The sequence below is a fragment of the Gluconobacter frateurii genome (assembly GCF_002723955.1).
Lineage (GTDB): Bacteria > Pseudomonadota > Alphaproteobacteria > Acetobacterales > Acetobacteraceae > Gluconobacter > Gluconobacter frateurii.
The window spans coordinates 429,697-448,801 of the sequence record NZ_BEWN01000001.1; the positions used below are offsets into that span (position 1 = coordinate 429,697).

Here is a 19,105-nt window from a genome sequence, read left to right on the forward strand (position 1 = left end):
ATGTCGAGCCTTAGATTGGCTCGACGCTCCAGAAAGCTTCCCAGCTTTCGCCAGGCTGTAGATGCAGCAGGCCCGGCTTTTCCGAAAAATCTCCGGCGAAACCAACGGGTGTGGCGTAGCCATACCAAGGCTCGATGCACAGGAAACCGGCACCGGGTTTGGTCCAGATCCCGAGATCTTTGAACCCCTCCCAGTGCACGCGCAGGCCGCTGCCGTCCGGGCCTGTGAAATCGACAGCCTTGCTGCGGGCATTCAGCATGATGATGGCATCAGCTTCGAACAAGCTGTCCTGTAACGGAAGAATCCGGTCATGGATTGGGGACGCGACTGCCTCCGGAAGCAGTCCATCCGGACTGATGCGCCGGATATGGTCCACTTCATCGGCTTCAAATGTGAGGCGGTGAGCATCACGTCCTGCGTCTGGTTTCACAGGCCACATGAAAGCGGGATGCGCGCCCAGAGAAGCGTGCAGCGTTCTGTCTTCCGCGGGGTTCGTCAGAACATAGCCGACATGCAGGCCGGTTTCTTCCATCCGGTAGATGAGATGCAGGCGAAATGCTGCCGGGAAGAGCTGCCATGTCTCGGGTGTATCTTCCAGTTCCAGAACACAGCCGGTTTCTGTCCGTTCGAGCCAGCGGAATGTCATGTCACGGGCAAAGCCATGCTGGGTCAGGGTAACGGGCTGGCCATTCAGCGTCGTATCTTCCGGCGGCTTCCCAACGATGGGAAACAGAACGGGGGAATGGCGTTCCCAGGCAGGCCCCGCGTTCCAGAGCAGGTCCTGCCCTGAAGTGGTCCGCAGGGAGGTCAGCTCTGCGCCATGGGCGGAAACCGTTGCCGTCAGGCCATTTTTTCCGAAGCTGTGCTGGGTGTCAGACATGGTGATGGTGCCTTTCATGCGCTGTGGACGGATCAATCGGGTCGTGGTCCCCGTGTTCGGTTGTGTGGAACCGGGTGAAGTCGACCTCGACCCTGCCATCCGGGCGGTGATGGATCATGTCCGAGAAACGGTATCCGTGTTTCACATGGCCGATCTCGTAGGCATGTCGTGCGAAGAGGGTCTGGGAAGAGATTTCGTCTGTCCCATCCATCGTGATGATGATTTCTGCATTCTGGCCAATCAGGGTTTCTGCTGACAGGCCGTAAAGTGGGCTCGTTTCATCAATCATGTGTGTGGCGTTCAGGCTGATCCGGAAAATCGGCATGTGTGACTGGATCAGAGCCAATCGGTCAAAGCGGCGCACAAGTCGGCCGTGATCGTCCGGCATCAGACGCGTCAGGGTCATCTCGATATTGGCGGACAGGATCAGCGTGCGGCGACGGTTGGCGATGCGGATGGTCAGTGTCGGGATCAGATCATCGTAGGACACGACAGCAACATGGCTGAACAGGATCCGGGCCCTGGGGCGGGAAAAGCGTGCGAAGACAAGGCCGGTGGCGAGAGCATTGAGCATCATTCCAGCGAGCACTTCGAAGGACACGATGGTGTTGGTCAGGCGTCCGACGGGGGCCATTGTCCCGTATCCGACGGTTGAGATCGTCTGGACACTGAAGAACACGTCATCAAGGAAATCCCCATGCGGGACGCCGCTGACGCTGCCTGGGATCATGTAATAGAGCGCTGCAAAAGCAACGTTGATAACCAGATATAAAAGGAGGGACGCCCAGAAGAACGTCCCCCATGTCATGGTCATCAGGTGATGGTAGAGGTCTGCGAAGGAACCATCTTTCAGACCGGTGCGGATAATGTCGCCCCGGCCATTTTCTTCCAGAACATGTGCCCGGATGCGGTTGGCCGTTTCCACCACCAGCGCCTCAGGCCGTGGATGCATCCGGTGCCTGTGTCGCCAGTGGATCATGGTTTTACCGTCTCGCCTTTCTGGCGCTGACCAGCTCGCTGACCACGCCATGGAGAGTGCGAAGCTCCTGTTCGGTCACTTCGCCCCGTGTGAAGAAATGCCGCAGATTGCGGATCATGCCCGGTTTCTTCTGTTCGTTGCGCAGGAAGCCACAGTCATCAAGTTCCCGCAGCAGATGGGACATGAAGTTTTCCAGCTCGCCCTTGGTGGCCACATGCGTCTCATTGGTCATGAGATCACGCGGGGGCGTCATGTCTTCGGTCAGGTACCACTCATAGGCCATGACCAGCACGGCCTGGGCGAGGTTGAGGGACATGAACTTCGGATTGAGTGGGTAACGCACCAGCGTATCGGCGCGGGCCATGTCTTCGACGTCGAGGCCGGCACGTTCCGGCCCAAACAGGATACCGGTGCGCAGGCCGCGCGTAGAAGCGACACGGAGTTCCGCAGCAGCGCCGCGCGCCGTCATGACAGGCTTCACGACATGGCGGGGTCGGGGGCATGTCGCGAAGACGCGGTGCAGGTCGGCCACGGCGTCATCGACTGTTTCGAAGACCTGCGCGTTGTCGAGGATGCGATGGGCGCCGGAAGAGGCAGGCCAGGCGCGTTCCTGCGGCCATCCGTCCCGCGGCGCGACAATGCGCAGATGGAACAGGCCGCCATTTGCCATGGCACGGGCAGTCGTGCCGATATTTTCGGCCAGCTGCGGGCGCACGAGAATGACAACGGGGTCGAATTCACCGATCGGTTCCAGATCGGCGCCACCATCACGTCCGGTCATGGGATTATGCCTTCCGCCATGTGGTGCCGCCGGGACCGTCTTCCAGCGTGATGCCGTCTGCGGCAAGCTGGTTCCGGATTTCATCCGCGCGGGCGAAGTTGCGGGCTTTGCGGGCTGCCAGACGTTCCTCGATCAGGGCTTCGATAGCGGACGCATCAACACCTGAGCGGAACCATTCGGCCGGGGAGACCTGAAACAGACCAAGCTGCTTTCCAGCAGCCAGAAGACCGGATGCGGCTTCCTGATCGCCCTGCATGGCAGCGTCTGCCAGCGGGTGAAGAGCTGCGATGGCGAGCGGTGTGTTCAGATCGTCGCACAGGGCATCCAGCACGGTTGCTGGAACATTCGCTTCTTGTTGCGCGTCTCCACGCTCAAGGGCGCGGTAGAGGCGATCCAGAATACGACGCGCTTCTTCCAGCTTGTCCCATGTAAAATCCAGCGTCGAACGGTAATGCGCGCCCAGATACAGGAGGCGCAGCGGTTCCGCTGGGGATTTTTCCAGAACTTCCCGGATGGTGAAGAAATTGCCCAGAGACTTGGACATTTTCTCCCCGTTGGAGAGGAGCATGCCGTTATGGAGCCAGTGCGTGGCGAACTTGCTGCCCGGATAGCAGCACAGGGACTGCGCACGCTCGTTTTCATGATGCGGGAACAGCAGGTCGTCGCCGCCGCCATGAATATCGAAGCTCTCGCCCAGATACCGGTGAGACATGGCGGAGCATTCAATGTGCCAGCCAGGGCGACCACGACCATAAGGGCTGTCCCAACCAGGCTGATCTGGTGCGGAGGGCTTCCAGAGCACGAAATCGCCCGGATCACGCTTGTAGGGCGCAACTTCGACGCGGGCGCCAGCAATCATGTCATCCAGCGAGCGGCCGGAAAGTTCGCCATAAGACGGAAAGTTCCGGACGGCGAACAGGACGTGCCCTTCGGCCTCGTAGGCGTGACCGTTTTCGATCAGGCGGCCGATCATTTCCAGCATTTCGGGAATATGATGCGTGGCCCGTGGCTCGATATCAGGCGGCAGAATGCCCAGTGACGCCAAATCTTCATGAAAGGCTTCGGTCGTCCGGGCGGTCAGGGCGGAAATGTCTTCGCCGTTCTCTCTGGCGCGCGCGGTGATCTTGTCGTCCACATCCGTGACGTTGCGCGCATAGGTGACCTGCGGATACAGGACGCGCAGCAGGCGCACAAGGATATCTGCGCACATCATGGCGCGCAGATTGCCCAGATGGGCGCGGTCATAGACGGTGGGACCACAGAAATAGACCCGGACGTTCTGCGGATCGAGTGGTGTGAACTGTCGCTTTTCGCGCGCGTGGGTGTCGTGCAGACGGAGCACGTGAGGAACGGGATCGGCCATAGAGGCGATCAATGCGCCAGCAGCCGTTTTGGTGCAACAGGCTTTGTTACTCTTGTCTGCATGATCTGCCCTGCGATAGGGAGACTTATGTGTAGCACCTTTAAAGATCCTACTTCTCCCCGCGGACATGCTCTTGCCCTTCTGCGGGTCGCCCTGCCGCTAGCCCTGTCGCAGCTCTCCGAAATGTCGATGGGCGTGACGGACACCATTCTTCTGGGCGGTCTGGGCGTTGCGGAAGTGGCGGTTGGCGGTTTGGCCAATACCTTTTTCTTTACCACCATGGTGACGTGCCAGACCATTCTGGGTGGTGCAGGCGTACTTCTGTCTCATGGGCGGGGTGCGGAAGATCACGGTCGAGACTCCCATGACGGGCGCAGCGTGATGAGCGCAACGTTCCTTCTGGCGCTTCTGGTCTTTGTTCCCTGTGCTTTGCTGTTGTGGTTCGTGCAGCCGCTGTTCGCGTGGCTCGCAGAACCAAGTGATGTGGTGACGCAGGGCAGCCACTTCATTCGTATTCTGCTGCTGTCGCTGTTGCCGGATCTTGCGGTGATCGGTGTGTTGCGTGTGGCGCTTCCATCGCTTGGGGCGGAAACGCTTCTGCTGTGGATCATGCCGGCCATGGCGATCTGCAATGGCATTACGAATGCGGCGCTGATTCATGGCTGGTTCGGTCTGCCCGCCATGGGACTGTTTGGCTCAGCAACGGCCACGACGCTGACGGGCTGGGCGATCAGCTTTGCCCTGACGGGTCTGTGCCTGATGCATCCGCGTGTGCGGGCTGTCATGAAGCCGGCGGCTGTACACTGGCCGGTCATGAAGGAACTTCTGAAGCTCGGTCTGCCCATGATGATGGGGGCTGCGGCTGAAATCCTGATGTTCCAGATCACCAGTCTTCGGGCGGGGCAGTTGGGAACGCAGAGTCTGGCGGCTCATCAGGTTGCGGTGAATGTCAGTGCGCTGCTGTTCATGGTGTGTCTGGCGATCGGCCAATCCACGAACGTCCGCGTAGCGTACTGGCGCGGGGCAGGGCGGATGGATCAGAGCCGTCGTGCTGCCTGGACTGGCATCTGGATTGTGCTGGTCTGGTCCGTGCTGTCTTCGGCACTGCTGCTGGTCTGGCCGGAAAAGATCGTCAGTCTGTATTTCACCGGTCACGCCCCTGATCCGGCAACGGCTGCGCTTGTCATCACCCTGATGAAGATTGCCGGGATCTACCAGATTGTGGACGGCCTTCAGGTTGTCTTTAGCGGCGCTTTGAGAGGCTGTGGCGATACGGTCTGGCCGATGGTGATTGCCGTTTCGAACTACGGCCTGATTGGTCTGGTTTTTGGTGGGTGGTTGGCCTTCCAGGGACACTGGGGTGCGGAAGGCCTATGGATTGGCATGGCGGCAGCGCTGACGGTTAGCTCTGTCGCCTTGGGCATTCGGCTGTTCAGCGTGATGCGGAGAGCCGAGCCTGTGCCATCGTAATCAGATAGGCGAGGAAACCACCTGCGGAGAGAAGGGCCGATCCCCAGCCGATTGAGGCCAGCCCCAGCCCGGAACTGACCAGAAAAGCGCCCAGCCATGTGCCTGCGGCATTGGCGATGTTGAAGGCCGAGTTGTTCAGGGACGCGGCCAGTGTCTGGGCGTCTCCGGCAACTTCCATCAGATGGGTCTGGATAGCGGGGGAAATGCCGATCAGCGTGGCTGGGATCAGGAAAGTGATCAGCAGCATGGCGATGGGGGACGGCAGCAATAGCCAGAAGCCAAGCATGAAGACGCAACTGGCAGCGAGGGAGAACAGGATCGTCCGGTTGATGTTCCGGTCCGCCATGGCGCCGCCGAACGAATTGCCTGCGACCATGCCCAGACCCCACACGATCTGATAGAGCGCCACGGCCCAGTCTGGCAGGTGTGTGACGTCCGACAACGCTGTGGTGAGGAAGGTATAGACCTCGAAAAGGCCGCCGAAGCCGATGGCACTTGTCAGAAGGGTTAGCAGAACCTGAGGGCGCTTGAAGGCACCGAGTTCGGCGAGGGCATTGGCGTCCGGGTGAGGCTTGTCTCGCGGGGCGAAATACCAGAGAGCCAGAAAGCAGAGCAGTCCGAGGATGGAAATTGCGCCGTATGCGGCTCGCCAGCCAAGGTGATTGGCGGCGTAGGTGGACAGGGGTGATCCTACCACGGTGGAGAACATGATGCCGGACAGGACACGTCCGACGGCGCGGCCTCTTCTTGCGCGCTCAACCATGGAGGCGCCGACGAGTGCTGACACACCGAAAAATGCACCATGTGGAAGTCCGGTGATGAAGCGCATGACTTCAATGTCAAGAAGGTTCGGCATCAGGATCGTGCCGATATTTCCCACAAGGAAAAGCACAAGCATGGCTAGCAGGAGTGTGCGGCGGGGGAGTTTTGCACCAGCAACCGCAATGAGGGGTGCTCCGACCACGACACCCAGCGCATAGGCTGAAATGACGGAACTGGCACGGGAAATGGAAATGCCCAGGGAATGGGAGAATTCGGGCAGAAGGCCCATCATGGCGAATTCGCCAGTCCCGATCGTAAATGTTGCCAGCATAAGAGCAAACATGGCTGGCTCGACACCGTGGGGTGGACGCACCCGTTCGACATCGACTGGTTCGATTAATTCCATATGGAAAAGGTCCGGAATAGGGGGAAATCCGCCCACCATCCGGACCCTGAAAAGCTATCCGGACCTCTTCACGTGGAAGTGTCCGGGCAGGTCAGTTCAATTCTCCGTTGGCAGACGAATTGTCTGGCCCGGATAAATGTCATCCTTGCTTGTGACAAGCGGTTGATTTGCATCAAGAAGCTCATCGCCTGAAATATCTTCCGGCAGCTTCTCGGCGACCTCGTCCAGGTTCTGGCTGGTCTTGATTTCCAGGAACTTCGGATCGGGCGTTCCGGGGGGAACCTGAATCTCGGCTTCGACAGCGGCCACGCCTGCAACATTGCCTGCGGTGAGGATCATCTGATCACGGGCCTTTGCGGAATCGGCCTTGCCGCGCAGATAGATCGTGCGGTCATCGATCACGAGGTGCGACATATGCATCTGTGCGAGGCCGAACTTCTTGAAGGCTCGTTTGATGGCGCTTTCACCCGGCTTGGGCGGCGGCGGTGCATCAAGGGACTGGATCAGTCCTTCGAGGGAACCCTCAGCGATACGGCCGGCCTTGGGATTGAAGCGATAGATTTTCATGGGCAAACTCAAAAAGGCATGGCTCCCCAATTCGCGGGGAGTACCAGACCGTTAGCGCAAACCCCCCGGAAGAGGTTGCGCGCTTTATACGCATCTGCCGCGAGAAAATAACAGGGGTCAGACTCGGCCTTCGATTGACAGAAGAGCTCGGGACCTGTTAGGCGCGGGTCCACTGCCGGAAACGAGGACGTACCGGCCGGGCCATCATCGCGGGTTTCTGTACCCCGCAGGCTCCGGTTTCTGGGTGCGCGCCCGTCCTTTCCAATTCGGGGAAGGGCCTACCGGCGCAACAAAACGGCTCGCCATGCAGCATGGGGCGGGCCTGATGTATGAACAGGGGTTAACCCATGTCAAAGCGTCTTGAGAGCAAGTACAAGATCAATCGCCGTCTCGGCGTAAACCTTTGGGGCCGTGCAAAGTCCCCTGTGAACCGTCGTGAATACGGTCCGGGTCAGCATGGTCAGCGTCGTAAGCAGAAGCCTTCTGACTTCTCCATCCAGCTGATGGCCAAGCAGAAGCTCAAGGGCTACTACGGCAACATCAGCGAGAAGCAGTTCCGTAAGTACTACGACGAAGCCGTCCGTCGTAAGGGTGACACCTCCGAGAACCTGATCGGTCTGCTGGAGCGTCGTCTGGACGCCGTTGTGTACCGTCTGAAGTTTGCGATCACGCCGTTCGCAGCACGTCAGTTCATCAGCCATGGCCACGTTACGGTCAACGGCAAGAAGGTGAACATCCCGTCCTACCTCGTGAAGGAAGGCGACGTCATCGAAGTGCGCGAGAAGTCCAAGCACCTCGCCATCGTTCTTGACTCCGTGCAGACGGGCGAGCGCGACACGCCGGAATACGTTGAAGTCGATCATCGCCAGATGAAGGGTACGTTCCTGCGTACGCCGGTTCTCTCCGATGTGCCGTATCCGGTGCAGATGGAACCGAACCTGGTTGTCGAATTCTACTCCCGCTAATTCGGGTTTTGGGCTTTCGGGCCCGGATCAGAACGCGATCGAAAAACGCCGGATGGGTCTCCCATCCGGCGTTTTTTGTTTTGGCCATGCAGAGAACTAAAGAAGCCGCGCAGGATTGAACTGTCCTGTCTTGTGAATGTATCAATACGTTTCTGAGTGATGCCTTGTGTGTCGCGTCAAGCAGGGGCGATGGAAGATGCGTGTTGGGCTGGGTGTGGTTCTGATCTGTGCTGTAGTCTGCTGCCCGGCTGATGCACATGGGATCAATACCTTTGTGGCACCCGATACGCATTATTACCCTCCACCGCCGCCCCGCCTGCATCTTGTGCGGTGCAAGGACGGAACAGTTATTGTTTCATCCCAGAGATGCCCGATTAAGCCTCCCGTTATGGAACGAACTGCGGCCGGGAAAGCCGTAGATACCGTGACAGGTGTTGTCCGGAGTCTGACTGGCCATAATCTGGGTTTCAGATGGTAGGCAACGTGTAGAACTTCAGGAGCGGACAGATGCGTTCATGGACGCTGAAAGCTGTCTGTTGGGCGATATTGGGCTGTTCCACATCCTTTTCTGAAGCAAGAGGTATCGACACTTTTGTGCCTCTGTCTTTTGCCATGCCTCCAGTTTCAGGACTCTATGTTGTGACATCACGGCAGGTCATGCCAGATGCGTATGTAGATGCGCCTCAACCCCGAATTATGTGCCACCCGCCTTGACATAGACGGCCAGTGGTAAGGTTTTTAAGTTTCTGAGGCGTCATCTTTCCCGAGATGGTTCAGATCGGGCAGGCGTTGGTGGTGTTCCTTCGGGGCATGATCCAGTTTCCGGGAATGCAATCGGGCAGTTTGGGGAGGCTTATGCTCAGGGCCGCCCGATGAGGGGGGAACTGATTTCCCCACTGGAGAACCAGCAGGGAAGGGAATGCTTGACGGCAAAAGCGGTCTTCTGCACATTGCGCCTCCCGATGGGTAAGGCTTCCATGAGGGCTGTCCTCTGTATTTGCTAACAGGTCATGTGCCTGTCTGGACGTCGCGAAAGCTCCAGTCCCGGATTTTTTCTACGTTGCCGGAGGCATCATGTCAGAGGCGCTGAGCGCTGAAATTACCCGCGAGATCGCTCGTCGGCGTACGTTTGCAATCATTTCCCATCCAGACGCCGGTAAGACGACCCTGACGGAACGTATCCTGCGTGCGGGTGGTGCCATTCAGCTTGCGGGTAATGTGCGTGCCAAGGGTGAGCGCCGCCGGACCAAATCTGACTGGATGGGCATCGAGCGCGATCGCGGCATTTCCGTCGTGACGTCTGTCATGACGTTTGAATACGGCAATTGCGTCTTCAACCTGCTTGATACGCCGGGCCATGAAGACTTCTCTGAAGATACATACCGAACCCTGACGGCTGTGGACTGTGCCGTCATGGTGATCGACGCCGCAAAGGGTATCGAGGACCGGACGCGTAAGCTGTTCGAGATCTGCCGTCTGCGCGATATTCCGATCATCACGTTCATCAACAAGATGGACCGTGAAGCACAGGATTGCTTCGCCCTTCTGGATGAAATTTCCAATTCTCTGGCGCTGGATGTCTCGCCTGCGACATGGCCGATCGGGCGTGCTGCGACGTTTATTGGCACGTTCGATATCCGCACCCGGGAAGTGCACACCAAGGACCCGGTGGACGAAGCCGATCCGCGGATGGTGCAGCTTCGGGAAGATCTTGAACTGGTGGAAGCCGCGCTTCCCGAGTTCGATCGTGAGTCCTTCGATGCGGGGCATCTGTCTCCCGTGTTCTTCGGTTCGGCCATGAAGGAAATCGGTGTGACCGATCTTCTGGATGCGCTGGTGGCTTATGGTCCGGCACCGCGTGCACAGCCGACGGAAAACCGTGAAGTCAGAGCAGATGAAGAGCAGGTGACGGCCCTGATTTTCAAGATCCAGGCGAACATGGACCCGAACCATCGGGATCGTATGGCCTTCGCTCGTGTGTGCTCTGGACGTCTGACACGTGGGATGCGTCTCAAGCATGTGCGGACTGGCAAGCAGTTTGCTCTGCATACGCCGCAGTTCTTCTTCGCCCGTGATCGTCAGCTGGCTGAGGAAGCTTTTGGCGGAGATGTGGTCGGGATTCCGAACCATGGCACGCTGCGGATTGGCGATACGCTGAGCGAGAGCGAAGAGCTGCGCTTCACGGGCGTTCCGCACTTTGCGCCGGAAATCCTGCGTCGTGTTCGTCTCGATGATGCCATGAAGGCCAAGAAGCTGCGTCAGGCTCTGGTGGAGCTGGCGGAAGAAGGCGTCGTGCAGCTTTTCCGCCCGCAGGATGGTCTACCGCCGATCGTGGGTGTTGTGGGAACGCTTCAGCTTGACGTTCTTCAGTCCCGGCTGAAGGGTGAGTATGGCGTGTCCATCGGTTTTGAAAACACGCCGTTCACGTTGGCTCGCTGGGTCACGGGGGATCGTGAGAAGATCGAGACGTTTATGATGACGAACCGGTCGTCCATGGCGGACGATCTGGACGGAGATCCGGTCTTCCTCGCCAGTTCGTCCTTCATGATGCGCCGCACCATCGAAATGAACCCGGATCTGGCGTTCCACGACATCAAGCAGATTGGTCTGGCTTCGGTCTGATCTTTCAAGCCTCGCTCCTGTATCCGGGAGCGGGGCTTTTTTTATGCCTGCTGTCTGCGGCTTTCCTAGTGGCTTTTACCTGAGCGTCAGTAAGTTCAGCAGGCCTTCCAGGTTGTGGACGGTCGGAGCTGCCAGAATAAGCGTGCGCCCTGTCTTGAGGGCTTTGCGGCGAGCTTCCGTGCGACTTTCTGGCGTAACGCAGAGCGTATAATCCGCGACCTGAGCAAAGCCTATGGTCCGGCGAATCATCTCAAGGCCACAGAAGCCTGTCGTGTCCTGCAGAATACTGTGCAGGAAGGTATTGAGCATCTCTTCACGCTCGACGTCATCGGACAACGCCCAGACGTCCCCGCCGCCTGTTTTCAAAAGGGTGCGGAAGTCGGCCGTGAAGCTGTTCCAGAAAGCCGTGATTTCAGCTGTGATCAGGTTGCCCTTGTGTGGTGCCCCGCAGGCATGCAGGGCCAGATTTCCCAGATAGAGTCCACAGTCGAATCCGATCGGCCCCATCGTTGCGAACTCGCCGTCAATGACGCGCACATCGTCCTTGTGCTGCATGATGGAGCCTGTGTGCAGGTCTCCGTGCAGAAGCGCCTGTCGTGCAGTCAGGAAGCGCTCCTGAAGGTTGCCGACGGCACGGTGGAGGGGCTTGTCGGCCTGCAGGGCTTCCACGTCCGGAAGGAGGTCTGCTTCAGGGGCAGGGTTGCGCGAGCAGGGGCGGAACGGATCGGTCAGGATCAGATCGACCGTGATACGGGTGAGGGCCGTGTTGCCAGCGAAGTCGGCCAGTAATTTCGAACCGTGTTCAAAGGGCTGGCTGATCCAGCTTGTGGCATGCACGCTGCGGGCCACGTACTGGCCGATAACGGCGGAAAATCCCGGCTGTACCTCATCGCGGATCAGGGCGGTGCGCAGAACCTCATGTGGGGTCAGGCATTCCATGACGAGAAGGAACATCTCGTCATCGTAGAAATAGAGTTCGGGTGCGGCAGGGCGGACGGCATCCGCAGTCGCACGCATATAGCGGGCTTCGTACAGAGCGCGCTCCAAAGGCATGGGCCAATCCGGTGCGACGCGGACATGGGGGAGTGCCTGTTTGCAGCAGAGGGATCCGGCCGGCCCATCCACAAGGAAAACGGTATTCAGATTGCCATCACTGACTTCGCGGATGGTCCAGGCTGAGGGTGAGCCGCCGAGGAGGGACGCAAGGTCAGCGTGGTTTGTGAGCCAGTGCTGAAGGCTGGACGCATCAAGAGTAAAGTACGGCATCAGGAAAGTTCCAACAGGGCGGCCAGTGTGGGAACGACAGGGCCTTCGGGTGTGTGGTCAGGGCGGATCAGGTGCAATGCGCCATATTCGGCATTTCCCTGCTCGCGGCATCGCTTCTGAAGGTCGGAAAAACTCAGGGCCACGTCAATGCGCATCCCGATGTCGACGATGTGCGTCGACGGATGTTCGCAGGCGAGCAAACATGGCCCGACCTGGCATTCCGCAGGTGTCAGGCCCAGTTCTTCCTCGCATTCCGCCAGAAGCTGCGTAGGAAGATCCACGATGTTTTCCTGTGCACGGCTTTCGACATTGCCTGCCGGCGCGCCCTGCCAGTAGCCGGGCAGGTAGATGGAAGTATCCGCGCGTCGACCGATCACAACGCCATCCTGTGCAAACATCAGCCCCACGACAGCCAGAGGTTTAAGCACTGTATCTCCATAAATGCCCGGCTCCTTCATCTGCGCGAGAACGCGACGATATTCGGACCAGTGGCCGTGAATATGAGAGGGCGTAATGTCGTCCGCACAGAAGACGCGGCCGTTATAAAGCGCCGGATACGATTGCAATGCGTCGGCCCAGATGCGCGAAACGGCTGCTTCCTGTGCTTCTGTGAGTGCTGGAAGAGGGCGGTCGACCAGAACATGCACATCTGGCTGAAGGGGGATGATGGGCCAGGAAGCAGGGTGTGACATGACGGACCTTGGGTGGGGTGGAGACTGTACTGTCCTTCATGCGGCAAAAGTCCGGAGAGGCAAATACGTCTCAGCTCAGGGAAGATGCAGTCGCACGGAAACGGGGCAGTGGTCCGAAAGGCCATCCGGCATGGTGTCGTTCCGGTAAGTCATGATCCGCAGACTGTCCGGGATGAGCCAGGAGCGCGCTTCGTTGCCGAGCATGATATGGTCGATGAAGTATTCGCCGCCCCAGCACGGGCTGGCTTTCCCGGCTGTTGTGAGCAGGACGGGGGCATCATGTTCGATTTGCTGCATGAGGGGATCATGGAGCGTCAGCCGGCGGTTGAAATCCCCGAGAACGGCATAGGGTTCGCCCTCATCCTGACGTTCGGCAATCCAGTCTTCGAGGATCTGGAACTGTTGATACAGCGTCGGACAGGAATGTTTGCGTTGAGTGAGAGGCTGATCCCAGCACCCGGTTTTCAGATGCACGACCAGAATGCGAAGATGCTCGGTTCCATCAGAAACAGTAACGTCCAGTCCTGTTCTCAGATGGTGCGAGGCCTCAGGACCAGCCACATCCAGAGCGGACAGTTCTTCATTGACCGTCACATGGAGCGGTCGTTTCACGGCCAGGCCGACGCGCTGGATGACGGGCGCTTCAGAGAGAATGATCTGATAGGTCTGCGGATCGAAGACCCGTGCAGCGGGTTCCGGACCGTCCACTTCCTGAAAAGCGATGATATCGGCGTTCAGATGGGTCGCGTACTGATGCAGCCGGATGAAATCATCTGGCTTGCGGCCATGGACATCATCGGGAAGGGCAGGATCTCCCGTCTGTTTCAGGGAGAGCCAGTCCAGATTCCAGGTTGAGAGTTTGATGTCCCGGGCCTGGGCTGGAAAAGCCTCGCCGCACATCAGTGCGGCGAGGAGAATTAGGGAAAAAAACCTCAGACGGCTTCTTTCTCGGCTGCGCCCATTTCGGCGAGGACACTTTCAACGGAGCGTGTGGTGCGGGTCTTCTCATCAAGGATGAGGACTTCACCATTCGGAATGTCGTAGAACCAGCCTTGCAGTGTCAGAGCACCCTGGGACAGGGCGCGAACGACAGCCGGATGCGTGCGCAGATGAGCGAGCTGGAGCAGGACGTTGTATTCTGCAAGCTGGCGGATATCGGCTGGGCCGGCATCCTCCGCCTTCAGATCGCCCATAGCTGCACGGGCGGCTTCGGCATTGCGCAGCCAGCTGCGAACAGTGGGGAGGGCGTCCAGCTTTGGAGCGTTCAGATCCAGCAGGGCATTCATGGCGCCGCAGTTGGAGTGACCGCAGACGACGACATTCTTCACCTTGAGAGCTGCAACGGCGTATTCGATGGCGGAAGACACGCCCCCCAGCATTTCGCCATAGGCTGGAACAATGTTGCCGACGTTACGGACGATGAAAAGCTCACCCGGTTCGGTCTGCGTGACGAGGCTCGGGCTGATCCGGCTGTCGGCGCAGGTGATGAACAGTGTAGAAGGCGACTGGCTAGTGGCCAGACTTTCAAACAGCTCCGCACTCTCCGGATAGACGTCCGTCTCAAATGTACGGACACCGCTCAGCAGTTTCGCCAGAGTATCACGACCACAGGCCATGGTGTTCTCCTTTTTATAAACTAACGAGCAGTTAGAAGGCTTTGTCAGGGCGGGTAAAGCAGTAAAAGAACCGCCTCATCATTTGTTACCGCCCTGACATCTGTTGTCGTTACAGTTTATGACGCTGCCAGACGCTCGCGCAGCATTGCAAAAACTTCTTCAGCATTTGCATTCGGGCCGCCAGCCTGCGCCATATCTGGCCGTCCACCGCCACCCTTTCCGCCCATGACTTCCGAGGCCGCACGCACCAGTGTGACGGCATCCAGGCGGTCCTTCAGATCTGCTGTCACGGAAATGACAATGCTGCCACGACCATCAGCCTCAGAAATGAGGGCAACGATACCGGAACCGATCTGCTTGGAAATGCTATCCGCAAGGCCTTTGAGTTCCTTGGGGCTGACATCGCCGAGATTGCGGGCAGACAGCGTGATGCCACTGATGGTTTCGGTGGCGCTCGTTCCTTCGCCCGTAGCCAGTTTGCGTTGAAGTTCGGAAATCTGGCTGTTCAGGGACTTCCGCTCTTCCAGCAGGGCAGCGACGCGGGTAATGGCGTCAGACACCGGAACCTTCAGCAGTTCGGCTATCTGCTTGAGGCGGTTTTCCGTTTCCAGAGCCAGTTTCTCGGCTGCCGCACCGCAGACGGCTTCGATACGGCGGACGCCAGCGGACACGCCACTTTCAGAAACGATACGGAACGGGCCGATCTCACCAACGCGGCCGACATGCGTGCCCCCGCAAAGCTCGATGGAGTAAGCCGGACGGCCTTCCTCCCCTTTGCCCATGGACACAACGCGGACTTCATCGCCATATTTTTCGCCAAAGAGTGCCATCGCACCTTCTGCAACGGCCTGATCCTGCGTCATGATGCGCGTTTCAACCGGTGCGTTTTCGCGGATTCGAGCGTTCACTTCGGCTTCAACAGCCTGAAGTTCTTCGTCTGTCAGCGGACGGGGCTGGCTGATGTCGAAGCGCAGGCGTTCCGGCGCATTCAGGCTGCCCTTCTGCGTCACATGCGTGCCGATCTGGCGGCGCAGAGCTTCATGCAGAAGATGGGTTGCCGAGTGATGGCCACGAACGGCCGTGCGGCGCTCATGGTCGATCTCGGCATGAACGGCCATGCCCGGCTTCAACGTGCCTTCGACAACCTTGCCGTAATGAACAATCAGATCGCCATTACGCTTCTGGGTGTCCGTGATTTCCACGCGCACGCCGTCAGCCGTGAGGGTTCCATGATCGCCAACCTGGCCGCCGCTTTCACCATAGAACGGCGTCTGGTTCAGCAGGATGGCAATCGTGTCGTCGCCAGCAGGGGCTTCGGCGAGTTCATCATTGCCACGGAAAATACCCTGGACTTCGGCATCCGACTTTTCCGAGACATATCCAAGGAACTCGCTCGCACCATGCTTGTCGCGGGCATCGAACCAGACGGTTTCAGCAGCAGTATCGCCAGAACCGACCCAGGCAGCGCGGGCACGCTGGCGCTGTTCGGTCATGGCAGTTTCAAAGCCGGCTTCGTCAACGGTGCGCCCCTGCTCACGCAGGGCGTCCTGCGTCAGATCCAGCGGGAAACCGAAGGTGTCATAGAGCTTGAAGGCGACATCGCCGGGGAGGGCCTGCTTGTCACCGAGGCGGCTGACTTCATCGGACAGGAGGGACAGGCCGCGTTCCAGCAGGGCGGTGAAGCGTTCTTCTTCACCCTTCATGGTTTCGGTGATCAGGGCCTGATGCTGCACGAGTTCCGGATAGGGAGCGCCCATCTGCTGGATCAGGGCAGGGAGCAGACGGTAGAAGACCGGGTCCTTGGCGCCCATGATGTGCAGGTGGCGCATGGCGCGACGCATGATGCGACGTAGGACGTAGCCGCGACCTTCCTTGGAAGGCAGAACGCCATCAGCGATCAGGAACGCCGTGGAGCGTAGGTGATCCGCAACAACACGATGGCTTGACTTGAACTGACCGTCTGCGTCCTGGTTCATGATATCGGCGGAGGACTCGATCAGCGCGCGCATCGTGTCCGTGTCGTAGTTGTCGCGCTTGCCTTGCATGATGGCGGCAAAGCGTTCCAGACCCATGCCGGTATCAATCGACGGGCGCGGCAGATTGTCACGGGAACCATCCGCCTGATCGAGGAACTGCATGAACACCAGGTTCCAGATCTCGACGAAGCGGTCACCATCTTCATCCGGGCTGCCCGGAGGGCCCCCGAAAACGCTGTCGCCATGATCATAGAAGATCTCGGAGCAGGGGCCGCAGGGTCCCGTGTCGCCCATACGCCAGAAATTGTCGGACGTGCCGATGCGGATGATGCGATCATCGCTCAGGCCGGCCACTTTCTTCCAGAGATCGGCAGCGTCTTCGTCTTCAGCGTAGACCGTTGCGAGGAGCTTTTCCTTGGGAAGGCCGAAGTCGCGCGTCAGCAGGGTCCATGCGAACTCAATGGCATCGGCTTTGAAGTAATCTCCAAAACTGAAATTGCCCATCATTTCGAAGAATGTGTGGTGACGGGCCGTATAGCCGACATTGTCGAGGTCGTTATGTTTGCCGCCTGCGCGCACGACTTTCTGAGCTGTGGTCGCGCGGTTGTAGGGGCGTGTTTCCTGGCCTGTGAAAACATTCTTGAACGGCACCATGCCAGCGTTCGTAAACAGCAGCGTTGGATCGTTCTGCGGCACGAGGGAGGCCGAGGGAACAATGCGATGGCCGTTCGACCCGAAATATTCGAGGAAGGCTGAGCGGATGTCGTTTGTGCTGGTCATGAGCTGAAGCGTCAGGTTCCGAAGAAGGCGGGAAAAACTAACGCTACTCCTAGACCATTGTGAGCAGCTTGGAAATGTGCGGCTCAGGGGGCTTTCTGCGGAAAGATCTCTGAACTTTCCTGAGGCAACGGTATTTGCGGCTCAGGTTCTGGAGAAGTCAGACCTGCTGCGGGAATTTCCACGGCCATCTGGACAAGTTCCATTGGCGTTTCAGGAATCTTGGCTCTGAAAACCAGCCGTCTGGAAAGGTTGAAGTTGGCCAGCATTCCACAACCTGCGCCAATGGCAAGGGCGACGACAGGATAAGTGACCGTAAAGGGTACAAGAGCGTAAAGCAGAAAAACGGCGCCACGATTCAACAGAAAGCCAAAGGCATTGGCCAAAAGGAATCGCAGCCACTGAAGTATCAGGTGCTGGTTATCGGCTCCGGTAGAGCGAAACGTCCAGATGCGATTGAGGAGCCATGTAAACGTTGCAGCGACAAAATACGCACCAACCGTAGCTGCAATGAGGCCCACTTCTGGTCGAAGAATATCGACACTTGCCCAGTCCACGAAAAAACCGAGTGCTCCGACAATTCCAAATCGAAGGAACTGATCGACGATCTGGGGGCGGGACCGAGGATAGAAGATACGGGTGCGTCGCAAGGAGGCGTCTCCGTGGCAGGGGTAAGGTGCTCTAACGTGAAGTGGCGTGGGCTGCAAATGTTCTGAAACCAAAAAAGGCGCCCCGAAGGACGCCTTTTCCAGAAAACCCGGAGCCCGAAGGCTCCGGCGTCTTATCAAACTGAATTACTTCAGGATGATTTCGACGCGACGGTTCTGCGGCTCGCGGGTGTTCGGGCCTGTCGGAACCAGCGGCTTGCTTTCGCCATAGCCGTGGATGTCGACAGCAGCTGCCGGAACGCCGTCACGGATCAGTTCAGCCTTCACGCTCTGGGCGCGACGGAGGGACAGACCCATGTTGTAACGCTCACCACGCGGGCCCGGGTGGGCTGCGGAGTTATCGGTGTAGCCGTTGACTTCGATGCGCGTCGTCTGGACGTGCGTGGAAGCCTGAGCTGCCTGAGCAACGATCTCACGAGCGCGGCCCGTCAGGTCAGACTTATCCCAGTCGAAGAACACGAGGTACGTGCGAGCTGGGGTCGGAGCTGGCGGAACAACAACCGGAGCCGGCGGCGGCGGCGGCGGAGCCGTGTCGAACGCATAACGCAGACCCAGGATGAACTGGTGCGAGAAGCGCTGATCGAAGTTCACGTTGCCCTTGTGCAGGCCGCTGCCGTTACCGTTCCAGGAAGTGGAGCGATAAGCGCCATCAGCGAACGTCTGGCCGATGAAGCGGTATTCGGTCGTGACAGCAAGACCCGGAACGCCCGGAATGTCATAAGCTGCACCGACGATACCCTGATACGCGAAGCTGCCCTGCGTACCACCGACGCGGTTAACCGCACCGTTGGAGTAGCTCGTCGTGATCGGGTTGTAGTGCTGCCACAGGTAGCCAGCGCCAACACCAACGAACGGCGTGACAGGAACGTTCAGACCGAAGTGAGCCAGATCGATGTCGTACAGGACATTGACGAAGCCGCCGTATGCCTGGTCGGAACCGTTCGTGCTGCCCGTAGCGGCCGTCTTGTTGCGGTGGTTGATCTGGGAGTAGTTGTATACGCCCTCAACTTCAACGCGCAGACCGTTGCCGAAGCCCCAGCCGAACGCACCGAAACCCGTGAAGCCGTCCTTGTGACGGAACTGGGAACGGCTACCAGCATTGCTGGTGGAGCCATCAGCCTGCGTGGTCGGGGAGAAGCTGGCGTGCTGGTTCTGGACCAGGTTGTACCCACCGCCAATGTTGACGTACGGGCCGGTGACCGTGCTGGCCATGGCGAGCGACGGTGCGGCGACCATCGACGTCATGGCAAGGAGTGCCGTGCGGAGACGCATGTTTTCGTCCTCTTAGTGACTAACGTTTCGAGCCATTGGCAGA

Annotated in this window: 17 protein-coding genes; 4 read left to right on the forward strand and 13 right to left on the reverse strand. The window is 58.7% G+C overall.

The features are described 5' to 3' along the window. Positions 1–10 precede the first annotated feature (10 nt). The 4 genes from GFR01_RS01920 to cysS are packed head-to-tail and all read right to left on the reverse strand — an operon-like array spanning position 11 to position 4,003. Positions 11–880: an aldose 1-epimerase family protein gene (locus GFR01_RS01920; RefSeq protein ID WP_244902110.1), complete on the reverse strand. Its 870-nt coding sequence runs from the start codon at positions 878–880 to the stop codon at positions 11–13. Further along, positions 873–1,859 carry an ion channel gene (locus tag GFR01_RS01925; protein ID WP_244902111.1) on the reverse strand — a complete coding sequence of 329 codons (987 nt, stop codon included), beginning with the start codon at positions 1,857–1,859 and terminating at the stop codon, positions 873–875. Before GFR01_RS01925 ends, GFR01_RS01920 begins: the two co-directional genes overlap by 8 nt. Positions 1,860–1,863: 4 nt before the next feature. Beyond that, positions 1,864–2,640, reverse strand: a complete 777-nt coding sequence (locus GFR01_RS01930) for an RNA methyltransferase (protein WP_007282518.1) — start codon at positions 2,638–2,640, stop codon at positions 1,864–1,866. A 4-nt stretch (positions 2,641–2,644) separates the two neighbouring features. Then, positions 2,645–4,003 carry a cysteine--tRNA ligase gene (cysS, locus tag GFR01_RS01935; RefSeq protein ID WP_099181061.1) on the reverse strand — a complete coding sequence of 453 codons (1,359 nt, stop codon included), beginning with the start codon at positions 4,001–4,003 and terminating at the stop codon, positions 2,645–2,647. A gap of 87 nt (positions 4,004–4,090) precedes the next feature. Between cysS and GFR01_RS01940 the strand changes: the two genes are divergently transcribed. Beyond that, a complete protein-coding gene (locus GFR01_RS01940; protein WP_099181062.1) occupies positions 4,091–5,473 on the forward strand; it encodes an MATE family efflux transporter in 1,383 nt (460 codons plus the stop codon). Here the strand turns inward: GFR01_RS01940 and GFR01_RS01945 are convergent. Further along, on the reverse strand, positions 5,436–6,680 hold the full coding sequence (locus GFR01_RS01945; RefSeq protein ID WP_099181063.1) for an MFS transporter: 1,245 nt from the start codon (positions 6,678–6,680) through the stop codon (positions 5,436–5,438). The two genes, GFR01_RS01940 and GFR01_RS01945, sit on opposite strands and share 38 nt — an antisense overlap. 57 nt (positions 6,681–6,737) lie before the next feature. Beyond that, positions 6,738–7,208, reverse strand: a complete 471-nt coding sequence (locus tag GFR01_RS01950) for a BON domain-containing protein (RefSeq protein WP_063904266.1) — start codon at positions 7,206–7,208, stop codon at positions 6,738–6,740. 347 nt (positions 7,209–7,555) lie between these two features. Between GFR01_RS01950 and rpsD the strand changes: the two genes are divergently transcribed. The 3 genes from rpsD to GFR01_RS01970 all read left to right on the forward strand — a co-directional run bounded on the left by rpsD (position 7,556) and on the right by GFR01_RS01970 (position 10,795). After that, positions 7,556–8,173: a 30S ribosomal protein S4 gene (rpsD, locus tag GFR01_RS01955; protein ID WP_007282513.1), complete on the forward strand. Its 618-nt coding sequence runs from the start codon at positions 7,556–7,558 to the stop codon at positions 8,171–8,173. 196 nt (positions 8,174–8,369) lie between these two features. Beyond that, complete coding sequence (locus GFR01_RS01960) at positions 8,370–8,651, forward strand: hypothetical protein (RefSeq protein WP_099181064.1); 282 nt, start codon at positions 8,370–8,372, stop codon at positions 8,649–8,651. 596 nt (positions 8,652–9,247) lie between these two features. Further along, the gene (locus GFR01_RS01970) at positions 9,248–10,795 is read left to right on the forward strand and encodes a peptide chain release factor 3 (protein ID WP_099181065.1); all 1,548 of its coding nucleotides are present in this window, start codon (positions 9,248–9,250) and stop codon (positions 10,793–10,795) included. Between the two features lie 75 nt (positions 10,796–10,870). Here the strand turns inward: GFR01_RS01970 and mtnK are convergent, their stop codons facing one another. From mtnK to GFR01_RS02005, 7 genes are all read right to left on the reverse strand, one after another. Next, positions 10,871–12,061, reverse strand: coding sequence for an S-methyl-5-thioribose kinase (mtnK, locus tag GFR01_RS01975; protein ID WP_099181066.1), 1,191 nt, complete (start codon positions 12,059–12,061; stop codon positions 10,871–10,873). Further along, the gene (locus GFR01_RS01980; RefSeq protein WP_099181067.1) at positions 12,061–12,753 is read right to left on the reverse strand and encodes a hypothetical protein; all 693 of its coding nucleotides are present in this window, start codon (positions 12,751–12,753) and stop codon (positions 12,061–12,063) included. Before GFR01_RS01980 ends, mtnK begins: the two co-directional genes overlap by 1 nt. Before the next feature lie 75 nt (positions 12,754–12,828). After that, on the reverse strand, positions 12,829–13,653 hold the full coding sequence (locus GFR01_RS01985) for an endonuclease/exonuclease/phosphatase family protein (RefSeq protein ID WP_099181068.1): 825 nt from the start codon (positions 13,651–13,653) through the stop codon (positions 12,829–12,831). A 32-nt stretch (positions 13,654–13,685) separates the two neighbouring features. After that, positions 13,686–14,369, reverse strand: a complete 684-nt coding sequence (locus GFR01_RS01990) for a carbonic anhydrase (RefSeq protein ID WP_099181069.1) — start codon at positions 14,367–14,369, stop codon at positions 13,686–13,688. A gap of 116 nt (positions 14,370–14,485) precedes the next feature. After that, positions 14,486–17,125 (reverse strand): alanine--tRNA ligase, encoded by a 2,640-nt coding sequence (gene alaS, locus GFR01_RS01995; protein ID WP_099181070.1) that lies wholly within the window; start codon positions 17,123–17,125, stop codon positions 14,486–14,488. Between the two features lie 83 nt (positions 17,126–17,208). Next, positions 17,209–17,772 (reverse strand): GtrA family protein, encoded by a 564-nt coding sequence (locus GFR01_RS02000; RefSeq protein WP_099181071.1) that lies wholly within the window; start codon positions 17,770–17,772, stop codon positions 17,209–17,211. Positions 17,773–17,916: 144 nt separating this feature from the next. After that, entirely contained in the window at positions 17,917–19,062 is a 1,146-nt protein-coding gene (locus GFR01_RS02005) for an OmpA family protein (protein WP_063904259.1), read from the reverse strand. Positions 19,063–19,105: the final 43 nt, after the last annotated feature.

Bases quoted from the DNA above. Each gene is read 5' to 3' on its own strand.
- GFR01_RS01925 (WP_244902111.1), bottom strand. From the start codon at position 1,859: ATGATCCACTGGCGACACAGGCACCGGATGCATCCACGGCCTGAGGCG.
- GFR01_RS01920 (WP_244902110.1), bottom strand. From the start codon at position 880: ATGTCTGACACCCAGCACAGCTTCGGAAAAAATGGCCTGACGGCAACG.
- GFR01_RS01980 (WP_099181067.1), bottom strand. From the start codon at position 12,753: ATGTCACACCCTGCTTCCTGGCCCATCATCCCCCTTCAGCCAGATGTG.
- GFR01_RS01930 (WP_007282518.1), bottom strand. From the start codon at position 2,640: ATGACCGGACGTGATGGTGGCGCCGATCTGGAACCGATCGGTGAATTC.
- GFR01_RS01985 (WP_099181068.1), bottom strand. From the start codon at position 13,653: ATGTGCGGCGAGGCTTTTCCAGCCCAGGCCCGGGACATCAAACTCTCA.
- GFR01_RS01945 (WP_099181063.1), bottom strand. From the start codon at position 6,680: ATGGTGGGCGGATTTCCCCCTATTCCGGACCTTTTCCATATGGAATTA.
- GFR01_RS02005 (WP_063904259.1), bottom strand. From the start codon at position 19,062: ATGCGTCTCCGCACGGCACTCCTTGCCATGACGTCGATGGTCGCCGCA.
- GFR01_RS01990 (WP_099181069.1), bottom strand. From the start codon at position 14,369: ATGGCCTGTGGTCGTGATACTCTGGCGAAACTGCTGAGCGGTGTCCGT.
- GFR01_RS01970 (WP_099181065.1), top strand. From the start codon at position 9,248: ATGTCAGAGGCGCTGAGCGCTGAAATTACCCGCGAGATCGCTCGTCGG.
- GFR01_RS01940 (WP_099181062.1), top strand. From the start codon at position 4,091: ATGTGTAGCACCTTTAAAGATCCTACTTCTCCCCGCGGACATGCTCTT.
- cysS (WP_099181061.1), bottom strand. From the start codon at position 4,003: ATGGCCGATCCCGTTCCTCACGTGCTCCGTCTGCACGACACCCACGCG.
- alaS (WP_099181070.1), bottom strand. From the start codon at position 17,125: ATGACCAGCACAAACGACATCCGCTCAGCCTTCCTCGAATATTTCGGG.
- mtnK (WP_099181066.1), bottom strand. From the start codon at position 12,061: ATGCCGTACTTTACTCTTGATGCGTCCAGCCTTCAGCACTGGCTCACA.
- GFR01_RS01960 (WP_099181064.1), top strand. From the start codon at position 8,370: ATGCGTGTTGGGCTGGGTGTGGTTCTGATCTGTGCTGTAGTCTGCTGC.
- GFR01_RS01950 (WP_063904266.1), bottom strand. From the start codon at position 7,208: ATGAAAATCTATCGCTTCAATCCCAAGGCCGGCCGTATCGCTGAGGGT.
- rpsD (WP_007282513.1), top strand. From the start codon at position 7,556: ATGTCAAAGCGTCTTGAGAGCAAGTACAAGATCAATCGCCGTCTCGGC.